This is a genomic window from Convivina intestini (assembly GCF_003096575.1).
GTDB classification, from domain to species: Bacteria; Bacillota; Bacilli; order Lactobacillales; family Lactobacillaceae; genus Convivina; species Convivina intestini.
Genome location: NZ_QEKT01000002.1, coordinates 1 through 20099, shown reverse-complemented (window position 1 = coordinate 20099; position 20099 = coordinate 1). Strand labels below are relative to the sequence as shown.

Genomic DNA, 20099 nt, shown 5'->3' with positions numbered 1-20099 from the left:
GGGAACGAGGATAAACTCGTTCCTTTTTGTACCTTTATCACATGTGTTTTTTATTGTATGATATTAACCAGCGATAGATTTAAAATAAAGGATTAAATAATGATAACAACCTATAACCCCCAAGTAACTGGGGATGTTTTGATGATTACTTTAGGTCCCAGTACAGGCGTTGAACAAGTCAACCAGCAGGACCAGGTAGTGCAGATTACGGATGCCAATACCGATGAGGTAGTGGCCTTTAACATCTTTGACCATGGCCAAGAATTAGGACTTGGTGGTCAAAGTGGACAAATCTTTTTAGACCAACAACAAGTTGATCGGGTGAATGCAATTTTGGCTGAGGCTGGCTTTACCGTTCAATTGGCTCCGAATCCATCGAAGTTGACGATTGGCTATGTTGAATCAGTTGCTCCTCATCCAGACTCTGATCACTTACAAATTACGCAAACTGCTGTCGGACAAGGTCAAAACCTTCAAATTGTTTCCGGTTCACCAAATATGAAGGCCGGTATTAAAGTTGTAGTAGCGCAGCCAGGCAGCATGATGCCTTCGGGTAGTGTTATCTGGGCCGGTGAATTACGGGGAATCCCTTCGGCCGGAATGATTGTTTCAGGTCGGGAATTACAGTTGCCAGGGGCTCCTAATCGACCGGGCGCTTTAGTTTTACCGGATGATTTTGGTGAAGTCGGTGAAGTATTTGATTTTAACACCGGTCGTCAACTGTATCAAGACGGTAAAATTGACACAAATTATTAAACATGAAACTTTCAAAGGGGAAGGTATCGCATGAGTGAGAAGTATTATTTCATTGGAATTAAAGGAACCGGTATGGGTGCCTTGGCCCAAATCTTACATGATCAAGGGCATCAGGTGGTTGGCTCCGATATTGACAGTTTTACCTATACTCAAGCGCCGTTAGAGGCAGCTAATATTCCAATTTTACCCTTTGAGGCTAAAAATGTTGACCAGTACCGCGACTATACCTTTGTGCGGGGCAATGCCTTTGAAGATGATCAGGTTGAAGTTGCGCGAGCCTTAAAATTAGGCGTAACAATGGTGACTTACCCGGCCCTAGTGGAAGAACAAATTCAAGCCCATACTTCCATTGCGGTTGCCGGCGCCCATGGAAAAACTTCAACTACGGGGCTCTTGGCCCATGTATTATCTAGCACGGCGCCGACTTCTTATTTAATTGGGGATGGTAGTGGCCATGGTGTGCCAGATTCACGTTTCTTTGTCGTTGAAGCGGATGAATATCGGCGCCATTTTGCGGATTATACGCCTGATTATGCTATTTTAACGAATATTGATTTTGATCATCCCGATTACTTTGAAGATATTGACGATGTTACCTCGGCCTTTGCTGATTTTGCCCAACATGTTAAAAAAGCCATTTTTGCCTGGGGGGACGATGTTCATCTTCGTAAATTAACAGCTAGTGCTGATATTTATTACTATGGTCTCAATGCGGACCGAGACGATTTTGTGGCCCAAGCCATTCGTAAATCAACGGCTGGCTCGCATTTTGAAGTGGTCTTCCACGGGCAATCTTTGGGTGAGTTCTCCATTCCACTATATGGTCAACACAATATTTTAAATGCTTTAGCAGTTATTGCCGTGGCTTACACGGAAGGTGTTGATTTAGCTTCAGTTCGGCAGCACTTGTTGACCTATCAAGGGGTTAAACGGCGTTTTAGTCAAAAGCAACTGGCCGATATTACCATCATTGATGATTATGCTCACCATCCGACTGAAATTACAGCAACAATCGATGCTGCTCGGCAAAAATATCCAGACAAGGAAATCGTAGCCATTTTCCAGCCCCATACTTTCTCACGGGTGATTGCTTATAAGGATGACTTTGCTAAAAGCTTATCAGCTGCTGATCAGGTTTATCTAGCTAACATTTTTGGTTCAGCGCGGGAACAAAAAGGGGCCGTTAGTTCCCAAGATCTAGGCGCTGCGATTGATAACTTCCGAGGGATTGTGACCGAGGATGATGTCTCAGCCTTACTGGCTTATGAAAACGCGGTAATGGTTTTCATGGGTGCCGGAGATATTCAAAAGTATGAATTTGCCTATGAAAAGCTATTAGGGCAGGTTCGGCCTGACTTAGTTTAATCTTGGCTTAAGCTAAATTAGCTATAATGGCATTTAATTAATAGAGATTTTATATAAATCGGGAGGATTTTCATGAATAATTTTAATAGTAACACCCGTCGCGACGTAACTGGTCGTGATGCGGGGATGCAAGCCTTCTTCCAGAAGATGTATTCTTACATGTCGATTGCCCTTTTGGTTACTGGGCTAACCGGATATATTGTCCAAAATTTCTTTTTGCAACAGGTTGTCCATCTTTTGGCTGGTAGTGCTTTTGGCTTTATTCTTATTATGGCCTTGGAATTTATTATCGTCTTCATGATGCGTTCGGCCAGTGCTCAAAATCCAGCCCGGGCCTTTGGGTTATTGATGGCCTTTTCGGTCATTCAAGGATTGACCTTGGGACTTTTGCTAGCCGTCTATACGACCGCTTCAGTAATTATTGCCTTTGTTTCAACTGCAGCGGTTTTTGCTAGCATGGCGGCTTATGGTTATCTAACTAAGCGTTCCCTCAATAGCCTAGGTTCAATTTTGTTTGGGGCTTTGATTGGTTTGATTATCGCTTCATTAGCCAATATCTTCTTTGTCAGTAACACCCTATCATTGATTATCTCAGCCGTTTCAGTAATCGTTTTTGCCATCTATACGGCTTACGATAATAATCGTTTGAAGGACTTGTATGTTCAAATGGCTGGCGAAGGTCAAACTGATATGACTGGTTTGGCAGTTAATGGGGCTTTGATGCTTTACTTAGATTTCATTAACATGTTCTACGCCTTGATTCGTTTGACTGGGGACAGTCGTCAGTAAAATATTTTGATTTTGAAGCTCGCTAAGGCGGGCTTTTTTTATGTTAAACTGAACTTAGTTTTCCAAGATAGGATGGATATATGAGTAAAAAATTACTATTAATTGATGGTAACTCCTTGGCCTTTCGCGCCTTTTATGCCATGTACAATCAATTAGAACGGATGATCACTCACGACGGGTTACATACGAATGCCTTGGTGGCTTTCAACAATTTTTTAGATTGGTTGACTGAAGATTGTCAGCCTGATTTAGCCTTGGTGGCCTGGGATGCCACTTCTGGTAAAGAAACCTTTCGAGGGGATTTATACGACCAATATAAAGCCGGTCGTAAGAAAACACCGAGTGAGTTTAAGGAACAGTTTCCCTATTTACGTAAGCTGGTTGCTAACCATGGTCTGCATAATTACGAGCACGAAGGACTAGAAGCCGACGACATTATTGGTACCTTATCTAAGCTTGGTACGGCAGCTGGTTATGAAGTAACGGTGGTAACCGGGGACCAAGATTTAATTCAATTGGCCAGTGACCAGGTGACCGTTAAGGTTACCAAAAAGGGCGTCACTGAGATTGACGCCTATACGCCGGCCTTTATTCGTGAAAAATATAATTTAACACCGGACCAAATTATTGAAAAAAAAGCCCTCACGGGTGATACTTCTGATAACTACCCCGGGGTCACCAAAGTCGGGGAAAAGACCGCCTTAAAACTGCTGGCTCAGTACCATGATTTAGATAACCTTTATGCCCATGTTGATGAGATGAAGCAATCTAAATTAAAAGAAAATTTGATTAATGATCGACAGCAGGCCTTCCGAGCCCGGAAACTAGCAACCATTATCACTGATGCGGACCTGTCGATTGATTTATCTGATTTGACTTATACTGGTTTGAACGTACCCGAATTAACTGAATTTTATGAAAAATTAGACTTTAAGCAGGCTTTGGCCAAATTACACGCCCTACAAGCCTCAGGACAAATTGAAGGGGTAGAACAACCCGCTCAAAAGCAATTAACGGTTCAGGAATTGACGGTTGATAATTTAGATTTATTGGCCAATGTAAAGGATGAAGTTGCCTTTCATTTAGATTTCACTGGCGAAAATTACCATACGGCTGACAGTGTTGGTTTTGTTATCGGTAATCCAGAAATTGGTTATTTTGGTAGTCGGCAGGTTGAGCTCTTGCAAGAACCAATCTTAAAGAACCTGCTAGAAAATGACCAAATCGACAAAGATCTTTTCCATGTCAAGGCTCAATGGGTCTTGTTAAAGCGGCTAGGAATTGACCTAAAAGGGGTTAAGTTTGACTTTTTGTTAGTTGCTTATCTTCTGGATACGGTTGGTAATGATAACGTTTTGTCAACTTTAGCCCAGCGTTTTCAGATTTATTTAACTGCCGATGAAGATTTTTATGGCAAAGGGAGTCACTATCAAATTCCCGCTGATACCCAGGCTGTATTAGACCATATCGGCGCTCAGACTGATGCGATTTGGCACCTAAAGGAACCAACTTTTAAGGAGCTCAAGGAACACCAGCAAGACCATTTGTACTTTGATATCGAGTTACCATTGGCCTTTGTCTTGGCCCAAATGGAATATCAAGGTTTTAAGGTTAAACCAGAGCGGTTAGAAGAAATGGGCGCCGACTTAGATAAACGGATTAACGATTTGATTAGTGAGATTTATCGCCTGGCTGGCGAAGAATTCAATTTAAACTCGCCTAAACAACTCGGTGTGCTCCTCTTTGAAAAGATGGGCCTACCGGTAATTAAGAAAACAAAAACCGGCTATTCCACGGCAGTTGATGTTTTAGAACAATTAGCGCCGCAAGCACCGATTGTGGATTTTATTTTGCAATATCGTCAGTTAAATAAGATTAAATCAACCTATGTCGATGGTTTATTAGCCGTGATTAATCCGGCTGATAGTAAAATTCATACCCGTTTTTTGCAAACCTTAACCCAAACTGGTCGCCTGTCATCGGTTGATCCTAACTTACAAAATATTCCCATGCGCACGGAAGAGGGACGGAAAATTCGGCATGCCTTTGTCGCTAGCCAAGCCGATTGGGTTATTTTTGGGGCCGATTATTCACAAATCGAACTGCGGGTATTGGCCGATGTGACTGGCGATGAGAACCTACAGAAGGCCTTTTTGGCCGGCGAAGATATTCACGCCGAAACGGCCCGGGCAGTCTATGGCCTAGCCGATGATGCGCCGGTTGATCCCTTGATGCGTCGGACAGCGAAGGCGGTTAATTTTGGAATTGTCTATGGGATTTCAGACTATGGCCTATCTAATAATTTGGGCATTAGTCGTAGCGAAGCGAAAAGCTTTATTGATACTTACTTTAAGGAATTCCCGCAGGTACATGAATGGATGGATCAAATTAAAAAGCAGGCCCATGAGCAGGGCTATGTGGAAACGATTGCCCATCGGCGGCGCTACCTACCTGATATCCATGCCAAAAACTTCCATTTGCGTAGTTTTGCCGAACGAACAGCCATGAATTCGCCTATTCAAGGTTCAGCTGCCGATATTATTAAGGTGGCTATGATTAAGGTCAATCAAATGCTACAAGAAAAGCATTTGCAAAGTCGGATGCTCTTACAGGTGCACGATGAACTTATTTTTGAAGTACCGGCTAATGAATTAGATCAAATTCAAGAATTGGTGCCTAAGGTCATGGATTCTGCCATTAAATTGAAAATTCCGCTGAAAGTTGATAGCCATTTCGGGTCAACTTGGTATGAAGCTAAGTAATATGTCAGGTAAACTAACCAACATTAACGAGTGAGTATTTTTTTCATTACAATATTAGATAAGTTTAAAGGGAGGTGGTCTGGATGTCTGGTCGTGAGTTAAGGCGGAATTTGGCCATTTTACCGATTGGGACCGTTCGGGAGTTAACGCTGTTAACTGATCGACAAATTCGATACTATGAGCAGCACGGTTTGATTAGTCCCAAACGTGGAGATGGTGGACAGCGCCGCTTTTCTTTAAATGATGTCGATCAATTGTTGAATATCAAAGATCACTTAGATGCCGGTGATTCAACCAAAGACATCAAAGAGATTTTTGAAAAACAGGCCCGCAAGGCTCGACAAAGTAAAAATACGGATCAGGCCTTGCGCCGGTCCTTGCAAGATGAGTTTGCTAAGATTGGTCGCTTTGATGTCCGATAACAGGGTGCAATGAAAAGGAGTGGAAAACAATGGTACGAAAGGCTTACAGTAAAGAGGAAATTAAGACAATTGTTGCTCAGGAGAACGTTGAGTTCATTCGGGTAACTTTCACCGACGTCTTGGGGGCAATTAAGAATGTGGAAGTGCCGATTTCCCAGTTGGATAAGGTATTAGATAATAATTTGATGTTTGACGGCTCTTCAATTGAGGGATTCGTTCGTATCAATGAATCAGACATGTATCTCTATCCTGACCTTTCAACCTTTATGATTTTCCCTTGGGCAACTGATTCCCATGGTGGAAAAGTGTCCCGCTTGATTGCTGATGTTTATACGGCTGATCGTGAACCTTTTGCGGGTGATCCTCGGCATGCTCTACGTTCAGCCTTGGCCAAGGCCAAAGAAGAAGGCTTTACCGCCTTTAACGTTGGTACAGAACCAGAATTCTTCCTCTTCAAGTTGGATGAAAATGGTAAACCAACCATGGAATTGAACGATAAGGGTGGTTACTTTGATTTGGCACCTTTGGACATGGGTGAAAATGTTCGACGAGAAATTGTCCTAACTTTGGAAAAGATGAACTTTGAAGTTGAAGCGGCCCATCACGAAGTTGCGGAAGGACAACATGAAGTTGATTTCAAGTATACCAATGCTTTGGAAGCAGCTGATAAGATTCAGACCTTTAAGTTGGTGGTTAAAACCATTGCTCGTAAGAATGGTTATTACGCAACCTTCATGCCTAAACCGGTTGCTGGGATTAATGGTTCGGGGATGCACACTAACATGTCACTTTTCACTGAAAAGGGCAACGCCTTTGAAGATAAAAGTGATGAGATGGGTCTATCGCAAACCGCTTATCATTTCTTAGGAGGATTGTTAGCCCATGCCACTGCTATTACCGCTTTGGCTAACCCAACCGTTAACTCTTATAAGCGTTTGACACCGGGATTTGAAGCACCAGTCTATGTTGCTTGGTCAGCTTCTAACCGGTCACCAATGATTCGAATTCCCGCTTCACGTGGTCAGTCTACTCGTTTGGAATTGCGAACTGTTGATCCAACCGCTAACCCTTATACTACTTTGGCAGCCATTTTGATGGCTGGTTTGGATGGGGTTGATCGTCAACTTGAGCCAACAGCTTCCGTTGATAAAAACATCTATTTGATGGATGAAAATGAACGTAAGCGGGCTGGTATTACTAACCTACCTGATACTTTGTTGGCAGCTGTTTCCGATTTGGCTGAAGATCCAATCGTTATTAATGCCATTGGTAATCACATTGCCGATAAGTTTATTGAAGCTAAAAAGATTGAATACACTTCATACCGTCAATTTGTATCCAAATGGGAAATTGACAACTATCTTGAAAATTATTAATTTAATGAAAGCTAAGCCTTGGGTGCTTAGCTTTTTTATTGAATTTTTAGAAAAAATCCGGTTAAAATCCTTTTTAAGGTTATAATCAGGACAGAAAGAATTATTAAAGGAGGTTTATGTGCAGTACATTAATTATTTTGGCACTGATGCTTACACCAATATTGCTATGGATACTTGGCTCTTAGATAATTTGCATCCCACGGAACCGGTTTTTGCCCTGTGGCAAAATAAGCGGGCGGTGATTGTCGGCCAGTATCAAAATACTTTTGCCGAAGTTAATCAACCCTACATTGACGCCCATGATGTCCAAGTGGTTCGTCGCATGACCGGTGGTGGGGCTGTTTATGATGATTTGGGTAATATTTGTTTTACCTTTTTTGTGCCGGTAAAGTCCAGTGCTGAAGTTGATTTTCAAAAATTTGTCCGGCCGATGTATGATGCCTTGCAGTCGATTGGTATTGAAACCGAAATTTCCGGTCGTAATGATTTAACCATTGATGGTAAAAAAATTTCTGGTAATGCCCAACGCTACAGTAAGGGATATTTGTTGCATCATGGAACCTTATTGTGGAATACGGATGTGGACGCCATGGTGCAGGCCCTAAATGTGGCTGATGAAAAATTTATTTCCAAAGCGGCTAAATCGGTGCGGGCTCGAGTTGGTAATATCAAAGATTATGCGCCAGCTGATTTAACCAGTGACAAATTCATTGAATTACTTCGTTACCATCTGACTGATCAGGGAAAAGATGGCGAGTATCAGTTAACTGACAATCAAAAAGCGGATATTATGGCCCTGCGTAACCAAAAATTTGCTACCTGGGATTGGAATTACGGGCATAGTCCTGAATTTACCTACCATAACCACGCTAAATTTACCGGCGGTAGTATTGATGTCTATCTAAATGTCGAAGCCGGTAAAATTAGTGATATTGAATTTCGCGGTGATTTCTTAGGCGTTCGGGATTGGCGTGATATCAAGTCTGAATTTATCGGTCAAGAGTACCGTCCGGCTGTCCTGGAGCAATTATTACAAGCCCACCATGATGGTCAATATTTCGGTTCAATTAGCGACGGCGAGTTATTGTCCGTTATTTTTAACCAAGCTCAAAATGCCATTATTAATCAAGAACATTCCTAAATTAATGGGGATGTTTTTTGTTATTTTTTGGACAATCTGATTAATTTTTTGGTTGAAAAGGGCTATTTGGCGTTATAATTAAGTCAGAGATGAGAACGCTTACATGCGAAGGAGGATTAGCGTGCAGTACATTAATTATTTTGGAACAGATGCCTATACCAACATTGCTATGGACACCTGGTTATTAGAAAATTTGGATTTATCGGAGCCGGTTTTTTCGCTCTGGCGTAATAAACGGGCAGTGATTGTTGGCCGTAACCAAAATACTTTTGCCGAGATTAATCAAAAGTACATTGATGAGCATGATGTGCAGGTTGTCCGCCGTGTTTCTGGTGGTGGTGCCGTTTATCATGATTTGGGTAATATCTGTTTTACCTTCTTTGTACCGGTTAAATCGAGTGCCGAAGTTGATTTTAAGAAGTTTGTGCAACCAATGTGTGATGCCCTTCGGTCGATTGGTATTGAGACCGAAATTTCCGGTCGAAATGACTTGACCATTGACGATAAGAAGGTTTCGGGCAATGCCCAGCGTTATGTTAAGGGATACTTGATGCATCACGGCACATTACTGTGGGATACCGATGTGGATGCCATGGTGCGCGCCTTGAATGTTGCGGATGAAAAATTTATTTCTAAGGCGGCTAAGTCGGTTCGATCACGAGTCGGTAATATTCGAAATTACGCCCCAGAAAATATGAGCATTGAAAAGTTCATGGATTTGCTGCGCTACTATTTGACCGATGAAGGCAAAGATGGCGAGTATAAGCTAACTGATGAACAAAAGCAATCGATTCTGGATTTGCGTGATCAAAAGTTTGCCACTTGGGAGTGGAACTATGGCCACAGCCCTGAATTTACCTACCACAACCACGAAAAGTTTGATGGTGGTAGCGTTGATGTCTACATTGATGTTCACCAGGGTAAGATTGATGACATTGAGTTCCGGGGCGATTTCTTAGGGGTCCGGGATTGGCGTGATATCAAAGATGCCTTTATCGGCCAAGCCTATACCCCAGCGACCTTAAAGCAGATATTAGCGGAAAATCGGGATGGCCAGTACTTTGGTTCAGTGACCGATGACCAATTGTTGTCAGTGATTTTTGACCACAAGGGAAAAGTGAAAGGATAGGAAAAACGTTATGACAACGACAGAAACAAACAAGAAAATTTTAGATTTTGACTATCAATTACAGCAACAAGATGAAAGTTTTCCAACCTTGTCCGTTTTAAATAACGAGGGTGAAATTGTCGATGAAGAAGCCTTAAAGCGGGCTAATTTGACCAATGACGACTTGGTAGAAATTATGAAGCGCATGGTGATGAGCCGTCAGCTAGACATTCGTTCGACCAAGTTGGCTAAGCAGGGTCGTTTTGGTTTCTTTGCCCCAACTGCTGGACAGGAAGCTTCACAAATGGCTTCATCTTATGCCTTTAACGACGACGATTGGTTGATGCCTGGTTACCGTGATATCCCTGAAATCGTGGTTAAGGGTTGGCCAATTTGGAAAGCAATTCTTTGGTCACGAGGCCATGAACTAGGAAACGTCTTTGAGACCGAAGATGGTAAGCCGGTTAACTCTTGGATGCCACAAATTATTATTGGGGCTCAGTACGTCGAAGCCGCTGGGATTGCTTTGGGTTTGAAGAAGCGTAAGAAGGATGCCGTCGTTTATGCCTATACTGGTGATGGTGGAACTTCGCAGGGTGATTTCTATGAAGGAATGGATTTTGCTGGAGCCTATCATGCTAACGCGGTCTTCTTCTCACAAAACAATGGCTTTGCCATCTCAACGCCCCGTAAGTTACAAACCGCAGCCCCTCATTTGGCTGCTAAGGGTTGGTCAGCTGGTTTGCCAAGCGTCGTGGTTGATGGAAATGATGCCATTGCCGTTTATTTGGCCGCTAAGGAAGCCCGGGCTTGGTCAGTAGCTGGTAATGGTCCGGTCTTCATCGAGACTTTGACTAACCGCTTGGAACCTCACTCAACGGCCGGGGATGATCCTTTGCGTTACCGGACTCAAGCTGATATTGATGAACACTGGAAGTTTGAACCTTTGCTACGGATGCGGACTTACATGGAAAAGTTGGGCATTTGGAGTGAAGAGATTGAACAAGCCTATGTTGAACAAGTCAACCAAGAAATTGATGAGAATATTGCCAAGGCTGATAATGTTGAAAAGCAAAAGATTAGTGATTTCTTGAAGCATACTTTGGAAGTACCTAGTTTCGCAATGACGGAGCAGATTAAAAAGTTTGAAGAGGAGGGTAAGTAATTATGGCTGTTAAAAGTTATATTGATGCCATTCGTGAGGGCTTGGATTTAGCTTTGGAAAAAGATCCAGATACCTTAATTTTTGGTGAAGATGTTGGTCAAAACGGTGGTGTTTTCCGTGCTACTGATGGGTTACAGGCTAAATATGGGGAAGACCGAGTTTTCAACACGCCTTTGGCCGAATCTGGAATTGGTGGTTTAGCGATTGGTCTAACGACTCAAAACTACCGACCAATTATGGAAATTCAGTTCTTTGGTTTCATCTTTGAAGTAATGGATTCAATTGCTGGTCAAATGTCACGTAATCGTTTCCGTTTCAACAATACGCGCCACATGCCAATTGTTGTTCGTTCGCCATATGGTGGTGGAACTAAGACACCGGAAATGCACGCTGATAACTTGGAAGGAATCGTTGCCCAGGTACCTGGGATTCGCGTAGTCATGCCAGCTAATCCAGCCGATGCCAAGGGCTTGTTGTTAAGTTCCATTGAATCTAATGATCCCGTTATCTTCTTGGAAAACTTGCACTTGTATCGTTCTTTGAAGGGGGAAGTGCCCGAAGGTTATTACACAACGCCTTTGGATACCGCCGCAGTTGCTCGTGAAGGTAAGGATGTCTCAATTATTGCCTATGGTGGGACCGTACCTTTGGCCTTAAAGGCTGCTGATACTTTGGCTGAACAAGGCATTGATGCTGAAGTCTTGGATTTGCGGACTGTTTCTCCTTTGGATATTGAGGCCATTGGCAAAACGGTACAAAAGACCGGCCACGTGGTTGTTGCCCAAGAAGCGCAACGCTTAGCTGGTGTGGGTAGCAAGGTAATGGCTGAAATTTCAGAGCGCTTTATCTTGAGTTTGGCAGCCCCAATTGGTTTTGTCGCCGCACCTGATTCAATTTATCCTTTCCCTCAAGCAGAAGGTGACTGGATGGTCAAGGCCGATGACATCGTGGCTAAGGCTGTGGAGGTAGTGAATTATGACTGAGATTTTTAAAATGCCCGATATCGGTGAAGGTATGGCCGAGGGTGAGATTTCGCATTGGCTCGTAAAAGTCGGTGATACGATTAAGGCCGATGATGAAGTCGCTGAAGTGCAAAATGATAAGATGGTGCAAGATATTTTGTCACCTTATTCTGGTACCATTACTAAGCTCTATGTGCCCGATGGTACGACAGTAGCAGTTGGTGATCCTTTGATTGAATTTGATGGCGATGGTTCTGGTAGTGCTGATAGTCAAAGTGCTGCCCCAGTAGCTAGTCCCGCTCCGGCTGCTCCAGTTCAACCAGCGGCCACAGCTACGCCAGCCCAGCCAAGTGCGCCAGCAGCTGCTGTTACAAATACCGGTGCTGGTGTTGCCAGCAATGGTAATATTTTGGCCATGCCAATGGTCCGTGAATTTGCGAAATCAAATCAGATTGATTTGACTCAGGTTCCTGCCACCGGTCGTCATGGACACATTACTTTGCAAGATGTCCGTAACTTTACGGCTAATGGCCCTGTGGACGCCTCAGCTACGCCAGCGGCTGCCACACCAGTTGCCCCAGTCGCACCGGCTGCGCCAAGCATGCCAGCGCCACAAGCAATTGCGCCTAGTGAAGGTGATCGAACTGAACCAATGTCTGGTATCCGGAAGGCGATTGCCAAGGCCATGACGAACCAGAACTTGACGATTCCATCGGTTACTAACTTTGATCAAGTGGAAGTTTCTGATTTGGTTGCGCATCGTCAACACTTCAAGGAAGTTGCTAAGAAACAAGACATTCACTTGACTTACTTGGCTTACGCTGTTAAAGCTTTGGCTGCCATGGCTAAGAAATTCCCTGAATTTAACGCTAGCCTGGATATGCAAAAAGAGACAGTTGTGTATCATCAGGCCGTTAATGTGGGGGTAGCTGTCAATGCACCGAGTGGTTTGTTTGTGCCAGTCATTCATGATGCTGACCGCAAGTCAATTTTGACGATTGCCCAAGAAATTGAAGATTTGGCCCAAGCGGTTCGGGAAGGCACGATTAAGCCTAACCAAATGCACGGTGCTACCATTACGATTTCTAACCTTGGTTCGGCCCGTGGTTCATGGTTTACCCCAATCATTAATGCTAATGAAGTTGCGATTTTGGGATTGGGTACGATTAGTACTGAACCAGTTGTTAATGCAGCTGGCGCCGTGGTCGCCGGCCAAAACATGAAGTTGTCTTTGACCTATGATCACCGTTTGATTGACGGTATGTTGGGTCAAGGTGGTATGAATTACCTAAAGCAGTTGCTTGGTGATCCTGAATACATGTTGATGGAGGTATAAGATGGTTGTTGGTGCACAAGCAACAGAGGTTGATACAGTTGTGATTGGTTCGGGCCCTGGCGGCTATGTGGCAGCTATCCGTGCTGCTGAGTTGGGTCAAAAAGTAACCTTGATTGAACGCGATAAAATCGGTGGTGTTTGCTTAAACATCGGTTGTATTCCCTCCAAGGCCTTGATTAATGTTGGTCATCATGTTCGTGAAAGTCGAGCTAGCAATCCCTTTGGTTTGACCATGGGGGAGAGTAGCCTTGACTGGCAAAAGACGCAAGATTGGAAACAAAACGGCGTTGTTAATCATTTGACCGGTGGGGTGGCCAGCCTTTTGAAAAAGCATAAGGTTGATGTCATTAAGGGCGATGCTAGTTTTGTTGATAATGAAACGGTTAATGTGGTTCAAGAAGACGGTCATCAGCTTTTACAGTTCAACAACGTGATTATTGCCACTGGTTCACATCCCTTTGTGATTCCGACCATGCCACTTTCGAAGCGGATCGTTGATTCTACCGGGGCTTTGTCCTTACCAGAAATTCCTAAGAAATTAGTGATTATTGGTGGTGGGGTTATCGGCTTTGAATTGGGTGGTGCCTATGCCAACATGGGTAGCCAAGTGACTGTCATTGAGGGAACTGATCACATTTTAAATGGTTTTGATAAGGAAATGGTTGCCCCCGTTTTGGCCGATTTTAAGGCCCATGGTGGCGAGGTTATTACCAACGCCTCGGCTAAACAAGCTAGTCAAACCGATGACGATGTGACTTTGGAGTATGAAGTTGACGGCAAGACCCAAACCGTGACCGGTGATTACCTCCTAGTTGCTGTTGGTCGCCGGCCAAATACTGATCAATTAGGTTTGAACAATACCGACATTAAGCTAACTGATCGCGGATTGATTGAAGTTGATGATCAATTGAAGACCAGTGTAGCCCATGTCTATGCCATTGGGGATATTACGCCTGGTCCACAGCTAGCCCACAAGGCTAGTTTCCAGGCTAAGATTGCAGCCGCCGCAATCGCTGGTCAAGCTGATGCCCATGATTTGCACTATGCCTTACCAGCCGTTGCCTATACGCAATATGAGTTGGCGACTGTCGGTGAAACTCCTGATAGTGTGAAAGCAAATAATCTAGATGCTAACATTGTTAAGTTCCCCTGGGCTGCTAACGGCCGAGCCTTATCAATGGATGCTACGACTGGCTTTATCCGCTTGATTCAAGATAAGCAAACCAAGGCTTTAATTGGCGGACAAATTGTTGGAGCCAACGCTTCGGATTTGATTTCAGAATTGTCCTTGGCGATTGAAAACGGCTTAACTACCGAAGATATTGCCTTGACGATTCATCCCCATCCCACTTTGGGTGAAGCGATTATGGATGCTGCTGAATTGGCCGATGGTGTGCCAATTCACGTTTAAGAGGTTGATGTGTCTTACTTTTTAACCAGTGACCAAGTTAAAATTAATTATCAAATTAGTGGCGACTATGCCGGTCAGCCCTTAGTTTTTAGCACCGGTTTTGGGGCTAATCAGGCTAATTGGCAATTACAGGTTGACTATTTTACGGCTGCTGGTTACCGAGTGATTACCTATGATCATCGTAATCAGGGATTGAGTCAGGTTGCTTTGCAAAATTTAACGATTAAACGGCAGGGCCAGGATTTAAAGGAATTAATTGACCACTGTCATTTAATCAAGCCAGTGCTGATTGGCCATTCCCTTGGCGCTAGTACCATCTGGTCCTATTTATCTCAGTTTGGCCAGGAAAATCTAACAGCCGTTGTGACTGAGGATTTACCGCCCAAGTGCTTACGCTCGTCGGATTGGCCAATTGGTCTCTTTGGTGCTAATCAAGGGGATTTGACGGCTGCAATTGAAAAATTACGGCATCAGTCCTTAACTTACCGTCCTTTACCTCATGATTTGCAGGTTTTTCTGGCCCAAAAGGCCAGGCCCTTTAATTGGGGTGCTAACGTACCCTTATTAATGGATAGTTTGCCCCAAGATTGGCGGCCAGTTGCCCAGCAGGAAGAATTACCGCATTTAGTGATTACTGGTCAGTATTCGCCCCTCTGGCCAGCTGATCAAGGCCAGTTAACCCTGGCTTTGTTGGCAAAAGGGGAGTTGGCAGTAATTTCAGAGACTGGCCATGTACCACATCTGGAAAATCCAGTTGACTTTAATACTAGTCTAGTTAACTTTTTACAAAAATATTTATAATAGAAACTACCAAGTCATTTGGTAGTTTTTTTATGCCTAAAAGCTTGCAGGGGTAGTTGAAGTTCGGTATAATTTTTGCGAACATTTGTTCTCTTTGGAAAGGATTCTAATGAAATTTATTCATGCCGGGGATGTCCATTTAGGCAATCCCTTTGTTGGTTTAGATCGTAATATGCCAGCTGATTTTCAACAATTAGTTCGTTCGGCAACCTTAACTGCCTTTCAAAAAATGATTCAAGTTGCACTAACAAAACAGGTAGATTTTGTCTTGTTTCCGGGAGATCTTTATCATGGACAGCGTAACAGCCCCATCGTTCAAGACCAGCTACGGACGGCCTTTTTGCAATTACAAGCCGCCCAAATTCCAGTTTATTTGAGCTTTGGTAATCATGATTTCCAGGCTGATCAGCAACCGCATTTAGCCTGGCCCGATAATGTCCATGTATTCCCGCAAGCTGTTACTACTTATACTTTATTAACCAAAGCGGGTCTTAAAATTGGGCTAACTGGTTTTTCCTATCAAGATCAACGCCAAACCAAGTCAATTATGGCCGACTTTCCCTTAAAAGATAGTAGCTATGACTATCAGATTGGCCTTTACCATGGTAGTTTGGGGAGTGCCGGGAGTAACTATGCGGCCTTTAAATTGAGTGATTTATTAGCTAAAAATTATGACTACTGGGCTTTAGGTCATATTCATGTCCGTGAAGTTTTGCATGAACATCCCTATGTGGCTTATTCCGGTAATATACAAGGCTTAAATGCCAAAGAAACCGGTCCTAAAGGTTTTTATCTAGTAGAAGCCAAGAATAATCAATTAATTCCTGATTTTAAGGCAGTTGCCCCAGTTATTTGGCAAGAATTAGCGGTTAAGCAGTTAACTGAGATTGATGACTTATTGAGCCGATTAAATACGCTACAACCAAATCAACCAACCCTGTTAACAATTCGCCTGCAAGGGCCATTACCAGCGCTAATACAGGAGGCCTTTAATTCTGGTCTGCTACTCGATAAAGCCCGTCAGGTAGTCAGCCCAAGGCTTTGGATTGTTAAAATTACCCTTGATTTATCCAATGTGATGCCGCGGGGGGATGTCAATATTGATGATCGTGTTTGGCAAAAGGCCCTAAACCAAGTCTTACAGCCAGATAATATTAACAACCTACTGGGAGGAGATTTACCAGTGGCCTTGCGAGAATTCTTTTTGAGTCCAGCCGGTCAAGCTACCTTAAAACAAGCCATGCAGGCCCAATTGGTCGAGGAGGATCATCATGAAAATTGAAGCCCTAGCCATTCAAGGTTTTGGAAAATGGTCTCAATTTAGCTTGAATAACTTGAAGGATTGGCAGGTTATTGCTGGTCCCAATGAAGCCGGAAAATCGACTCTGAACGCTTTTATTTTAGGAGTTTTATTTGGTTTTCCCAGTAGGGCCAAGGGGCGTAATCTTTACGAACCAGTCGATGGTAGCCGTTATGGTGGTAGTTTGATCGTTAAGATTGATAAGCAACACTATCAAATTACCCGTTTAGATCGTACCAGTTCCCAATTAACCGTGGAAAATTTGGATAATCATACGCAAATTGAAAATCCAAGTGATTGGTTGGAAAATCAGCTGGGGAAGATGTCCCTATCTGAGTATCAAGCGATTTATAGTTTTGATTTACTGGCTCTAGAAGAAATTAAAAAATTATCTGCTCAGGATTTAGAGCGCTTGCTCTTAAACTTAGGCACTGGCCAGGGAGAGGGGTGGTTTCAATATGCCCAACAATTGAACCGTCAAGCTGATCAAAAATATACGGTCAGTACCACTGGTCGTCGGCCTCTTAATCGGGCTTTAAAAGCTTATCAACAAGATGAACAAGCCCTTCAAAGTTTGGCTGGACAAGTAGCAGATTTCGTAGGACAAGAAAATCAAATTCAACTAAAAAAAGACCAGTTACAGGAACAACGCTTAACCTTACAAAAGCAAGAAGAACGGGTCAACCAACTGAGCCAAGCGCAAAAACAATATGGCCTTTACCAAGAAGCTCAGCAAATTCAAAAAAAGCATTTACAAGACACTGTTAAGGTAATTGACCAGCAGGATTATCAGCAGGCCCAAAAATTATCGCTAGAGATTGAGGCCTTGCAAGCCAGTATTGATCAGTTAAATCAAGAACAAAAGCAGGTTTTGACACCCTTAACCTTGAGTGCAGCTGAGGCTCGGCAAGTTTACCAAATGGCAGATAGCATTCAGCGCATTAACTATCTGAAACTTAGTATGTCAGAAACTAAGGCGGACCTGGCTCAAATCCAAGAAAAATTTCCAGGACGGCTGCCAGCACCACTGCAAGCCCATGAACGCAGTCTTTTAATCGACTACAATAAAATGCTGGCTATCACGCTGGGACTAAATGGGGCGATAATTCTTGGCTTAATTTTACACTTACCCATCTGGTTAATTGTCTTCTTAGCGGTGGGCGCTATCTGGCAAGATTATCGTTGTTTTAACCAATATCAGCAACGACAGCAATTATTAGCTCGATACCAGCCGTTACTACCCGCAGCTATTTTGGCTGAGCAAGATCAACTGCAAAATGCCCAACGACAACAAGCACAAATATTGACTCAAACGAGCGAGTTAGGCCAATTACAAGACGAGTTAAGGCCAACTATTGAAAATCTATTAGCCAAAGTAGGTATCATTAATTATCAGGAGGAATTACCAGTACTCTATCAAAGGCTAAAAGAGCAGGCGCATTTAACGCAGGACAGTCTCCAAGGCCGCTTGACAGATACGGCCAGTCAACAGCTAACCCTGTTAACGAATTACCAAGAACGTTTAGCAGCCTTAAATCAGGCAATAACGGCTATTTTTAGCCGTTATCAAGTTGGAAATATGGCCGATTTAATGCAAGGCTTGGCTCAATATCAAAATTACCAGCGCTATCAACAGCGCTATCAAGATATTCAAGGACAAATTGATCAAAAGCAGTTACAGGTCATTTTGCATAATATTAAGGATGAAAACAGCTTAAATGACCAGTTGCAAAGGGAACAAATCGAGGTTAACAACTTAGCATCAGCAGTTCAACAGGGACAGGAAGAATTAGCTCAATTAGAAGCAAATTATCAAGCTGGCTTGACCAGTGATCAGTACTTGGCTTTGCAACAAAATTTGGCTAGTCAGCAAAGCGAGCTAACCGAGGCCTTAACCGATTATTTAAGTCAAAAACTAAGTAGTCAATGGATTGAACAAGTTCTAACTGAAAATTCAGCCCATCGCTTTCCGCGGATGCAGACCATTGCTCAAGAATATTTTAGCCAAATGACTTTAGAGGCCTACCAACAAATTTCCTTTACTAATGGTGAACTATTGGTGATTAATGCCAATGGTCAGCGCTTACCAATCTACCAATTATCAATGGGCACCAAGGAACAGTTATACTTAGCCTTACGATTAGCCATGGTTAAAGTCCTAGAAGATGTGGTTGATTTACCTATTTTAATTGACGATGCTTTAGTTAACTTTGATCCACAACGACGACAACAGATGTTATCATTGTTACAAAAGTTGGCCCAAACGCATCAAATCATTTATTGGACGAGTCAGTCGGATGGGGAGGTGCTAGATAGCCTAACTTTACGGTAAACAGAGGAGTAATACCATGACAAGCTTATTAACTCAGTATCAGGATAACGATGCCGTTGACAATTTTGCCTTAATTACGAGTGCAGATGTCCGGCTAACTAAAACTGGGAAAAATTATATTAGTTTAACCTTTAGCGACCGATCTGGTGACCTACCAGGAAATTTATGGGATGCTAACCAGGAACAGATTGATCAATTTACTCAGGGAAAAATTGTGAAACTGCAAGGAGTACGGGGGGCCTTTAAAAATCAACCTCAAGTACAAATTACTAGTTTGCGCTTGAGCCAGGATGGTGAACCGAATAATCCAGCCGATTTCATGGCTCATGCTCCCGTTAAAACTGCTGATTTAGATGCTCAGTTAAATGATTATCTGCTAATGATTAGCCAACCGACTTGGAATCGGATGGTCCGGCGATTATTTAAACAATATCATGATCAGTTCTTGCAATTTCCAGCGGCCAAAAAAAACCACCATGCTTTTAATGGTGGTTTGGCCTTTCATTCATTGTCAATTGCCCAGTTAGCTAAAAGTGTTAGTCAGCAATATCCTCAATTGAATGCGGACTTATTACTGGCAGGAGCGCTCTTACATGATTTGGGGAAGGTGATTGAATTAAGTGGGCCGATTGCCACAGAGTACACGCTAGCTGGCGACTTAATCGGTCACATTACCTTAATTGATGAACAAATCGTATTAGCAGCTAATGAATTACATTTTGACTTAAACAGTGAAGAGATGATTTTACTCCGGCATGTTGTCCTAGCTCACCACGGCCTACTAGAATACGGTTCTCCGGTACGACCAATGGTTATGGAAGCTCAGGTTTTGAATCAGTTGGATAATTTAGACGCTAGCATGCAGATGATGACAGGTGCCTTAGAAAAAACAGCTCCCGGTAATTTTTCTACTCGAATTTTTGGATTAGATAATCGTCGCTTTTATAAAAGTGAACCAGAAGCCTAAAAAAACACGTATGAAGTGCGCCCCCTAGATTGGAGAAATCCAAACTAGGGGGCGCCTTTTATCATGGCGAAATATTCACTGGCAACTAAATTAAAAGCAATTGACC

16 protein-coding genes are annotated in these 20099 nt (G+C 43.1%); all 16 read left to right on the top strand.

Annotation, left to right across the window (positions count from 1 at the left end; translation table 11 throughout):
• Window positions 1-99: 99 nt before the first annotated feature.
• The 16 genes from ytpR (at window position 100) to C7384_RS02160 (ending at window position 19993) form a co-directional block, all read left to right on the top strand.
• Window positions 100-756, top strand: a complete 657-nt coding sequence (gene ytpR, locus C7384_RS02235; protein WP_089939448.1) for a YtpR family tRNA-binding protein — start codon at window positions 100-102, stop codon at window positions 754-756.
• Window positions 757-786: 30 nt separating this feature from the next.
• Window positions 787-2121 carry a UDP-N-acetylmuramate--L-alanine ligase gene (gene murC / locus C7384_RS02230; protein ID WP_089939445.1) on the top strand — a complete coding sequence of 445 codons (1335 nt, stop codon included), beginning with the start codon at window positions 787-789 and terminating at the stop codon, window positions 2119-2121.
• 72 nt (window positions 2122-2193) lie between these two features.
• Window positions 2194-2910, top strand: coding sequence for a Bax inhibitor-1/YccA family protein (locus tag C7384_RS02225; protein ID WP_089939443.1), 717 nt, complete (start codon window positions 2194-2196; stop codon window positions 2908-2910).
• An 80-nt stretch (window positions 2911-2990) separates the two neighbouring features.
• A complete protein-coding gene (gene polA / locus C7384_RS02220; RefSeq protein WP_089939441.1) occupies window positions 2991-5672 on the top strand; it encodes a DNA polymerase I in 2682 nt (893 codons plus the stop codon).
• An 83-nt stretch (window positions 5673-5755) separates the two neighbouring features.
• The gene (locus C7384_RS02215; protein WP_089939440.1) at window positions 5756-6094 is read left to right on the top strand and encodes a MerR family transcriptional regulator; all 339 of its coding nucleotides are present in this window, start codon (window positions 5756-5758) and stop codon (window positions 6092-6094) included.
• 29 nt (window positions 6095-6123) lie between these two features.
• On the top strand, window positions 6124-7470 hold the full coding sequence (gene glnA, locus C7384_RS02210) for a type I glutamate--ammonia ligase (protein WP_089939438.1): 1347 nt from the start codon (window positions 6124-6126) through the stop codon (window positions 7468-7470).
• A gap of 118 nt (window positions 7471-7588) precedes the next feature.
• On the top strand, window positions 7589-8611 hold the full coding sequence (locus C7384_RS02205; protein WP_089939436.1) for a lipoate--protein ligase: 1023 nt from the start codon (window positions 7589-7591) through the stop codon (window positions 8609-8611).
• 121 nt (window positions 8612-8732) lie between these two features.
• Window positions 8733-9740 (top strand): lipoate--protein ligase, encoded by a 1008-nt coding sequence (locus tag C7384_RS02200; RefSeq protein ID WP_089939435.1) that lies wholly within the window; start codon window positions 8733-8735, stop codon window positions 9738-9740.
• A gap of 10 nt (window positions 9741-9750) precedes the next feature.
• Window positions 9751-10884, top strand: coding sequence for a thiamine pyrophosphate-dependent dehydrogenase E1 component subunit alpha (locus C7384_RS02195; protein ID WP_089939433.1), 1134 nt, complete (start codon window positions 9751-9753; stop codon window positions 10882-10884).
• Between the two features lie 2 nt (window positions 10885-10886).
• Window positions 10887-11867 carry an alpha-ketoacid dehydrogenase subunit beta gene (locus tag C7384_RS02190; protein WP_089939431.1) on the top strand — a complete coding sequence of 327 codons (981 nt, stop codon included), beginning with the start codon at window positions 10887-10889 and terminating at the stop codon, window positions 11865-11867.
• A complete protein-coding gene (locus C7384_RS02185; protein ID WP_089939429.1) occupies window positions 11860-13182 on the top strand; it encodes a dihydrolipoamide acetyltransferase family protein in 1323 nt (440 codons plus the stop codon). The genes C7384_RS02190 and C7384_RS02185 overlap by 8 nt, the downstream gene beginning before the upstream one ends.
• 1 nt (window position 13183) lies before the next feature.
• Window positions 13184-14593 (top strand): dihydrolipoyl dehydrogenase, encoded by a 1410-nt coding sequence (gene lpdA / locus C7384_RS02180; protein WP_089939427.1) that lies wholly within the window; start codon window positions 13184-13186, stop codon window positions 14591-14593.
• Window positions 14594-14602: 9 nt separating this feature from the next.
• Window positions 14603-15394: an alpha/beta fold hydrolase gene (locus tag C7384_RS02175; RefSeq protein ID WP_089939425.1), complete on the top strand. Its 792-nt coding sequence runs from the start codon at window positions 14603-14605 to the stop codon at window positions 15392-15394.
• A 109-nt stretch (window positions 15395-15503) separates the two neighbouring features.
• The gene (locus C7384_RS02170) at window positions 15504-16676 is read left to right on the top strand and encodes a DNA repair exonuclease (protein ID WP_089939423.1); all 1173 of its coding nucleotides are present in this window, start codon (window positions 15504-15506) and stop codon (window positions 16674-16676) included.
• The gene (locus C7384_RS02165; RefSeq protein WP_089939421.1) at window positions 16666-19026 is read left to right on the top strand and encodes an ATP-binding protein; all 2361 of its coding nucleotides are present in this window, start codon (window positions 16666-16668) and stop codon (window positions 19024-19026) included. Before C7384_RS02170 ends, C7384_RS02165 begins: the two co-directional genes overlap by 11 nt.
• A gap of 16 nt (window positions 19027-19042) precedes the next feature.
• The gene (locus C7384_RS02160) at window positions 19043-19993 is read left to right on the top strand and encodes a 3'-5' exoribonuclease YhaM family protein (protein ID WP_089939418.1); all 951 of its coding nucleotides are present in this window, start codon (window positions 19043-19045) and stop codon (window positions 19991-19993) included.
• Window positions 19994-20099: the final 106 nt, after the last annotated feature.

What these genes read in the sequence shown, in the direction of transcription:
- ytpR (WP_089939448.1), top strand. Translation starts at nt 100, where the DNA reads ATGATAACAACCTATAACCCCCAAGTAACTGGGGATGTTTTGATGATT.
- murC (WP_089939445.1), top strand. Translation starts at nt 787, where the DNA reads ATGAGTGAGAAGTATTATTTCATTGGAATTAAAGGAACCGGTATGGGT.
- C7384_RS02225 (WP_089939443.1), top strand. Translation starts at nt 2,194, where the DNA reads ATGAATAATTTTAATAGTAACACCCGTCGCGACGTAACTGGTCGTGAT.
- polA (WP_089939441.1), top strand. Translation starts at nt 2,991, where the DNA reads ATGAGTAAAAAATTACTATTAATTGATGGTAACTCCTTGGCCTTTCGC.
- C7384_RS02215 (WP_089939440.1), top strand. Translation starts at nt 5,756, where the DNA reads ATGTCTGGTCGTGAGTTAAGGCGGAATTTGGCCATTTTACCGATTGGG.
- glnA (WP_089939438.1), top strand. Translation starts at nt 6,124, where the DNA reads ATGGTACGAAAGGCTTACAGTAAAGAGGAAATTAAGACAATTGTTGCT.
- C7384_RS02195 (WP_089939433.1), top strand. Translation starts at nt 9,751, where the DNA reads ATGACAACGACAGAAACAAACAAGAAAATTTTAGATTTTGACTATCAA.
- C7384_RS02190 (WP_089939431.1), top strand. Translation starts at nt 10,887, where the DNA reads ATGGCTGTTAAAAGTTATATTGATGCCATTCGTGAGGGCTTGGATTTA.
- C7384_RS02185 (WP_089939429.1), top strand. Translation starts at nt 11,860, where the DNA reads ATGACTGAGATTTTTAAAATGCCCGATATCGGTGAAGGTATGGCCGAG.
- lpdA (WP_089939427.1), top strand. Translation starts at nt 13,184, where the DNA reads ATGGTTGTTGGTGCACAAGCAACAGAGGTTGATACAGTTGTGATTGGT.
- C7384_RS02170 (WP_089939423.1), top strand. Translation starts at nt 15,504, where the DNA reads ATGAAATTTATTCATGCCGGGGATGTCCATTTAGGCAATCCCTTTGTT.
- C7384_RS02165 (WP_089939421.1), top strand. Translation starts at nt 16,666, where the DNA reads ATGAAAATTGAAGCCCTAGCCATTCAAGGTTTTGGAAAATGGTCTCAA.
- C7384_RS02160 (WP_089939418.1), top strand. Translation starts at nt 19,043, where the DNA reads ATGACAAGCTTATTAACTCAGTATCAGGATAACGATGCCGTTGACAAT.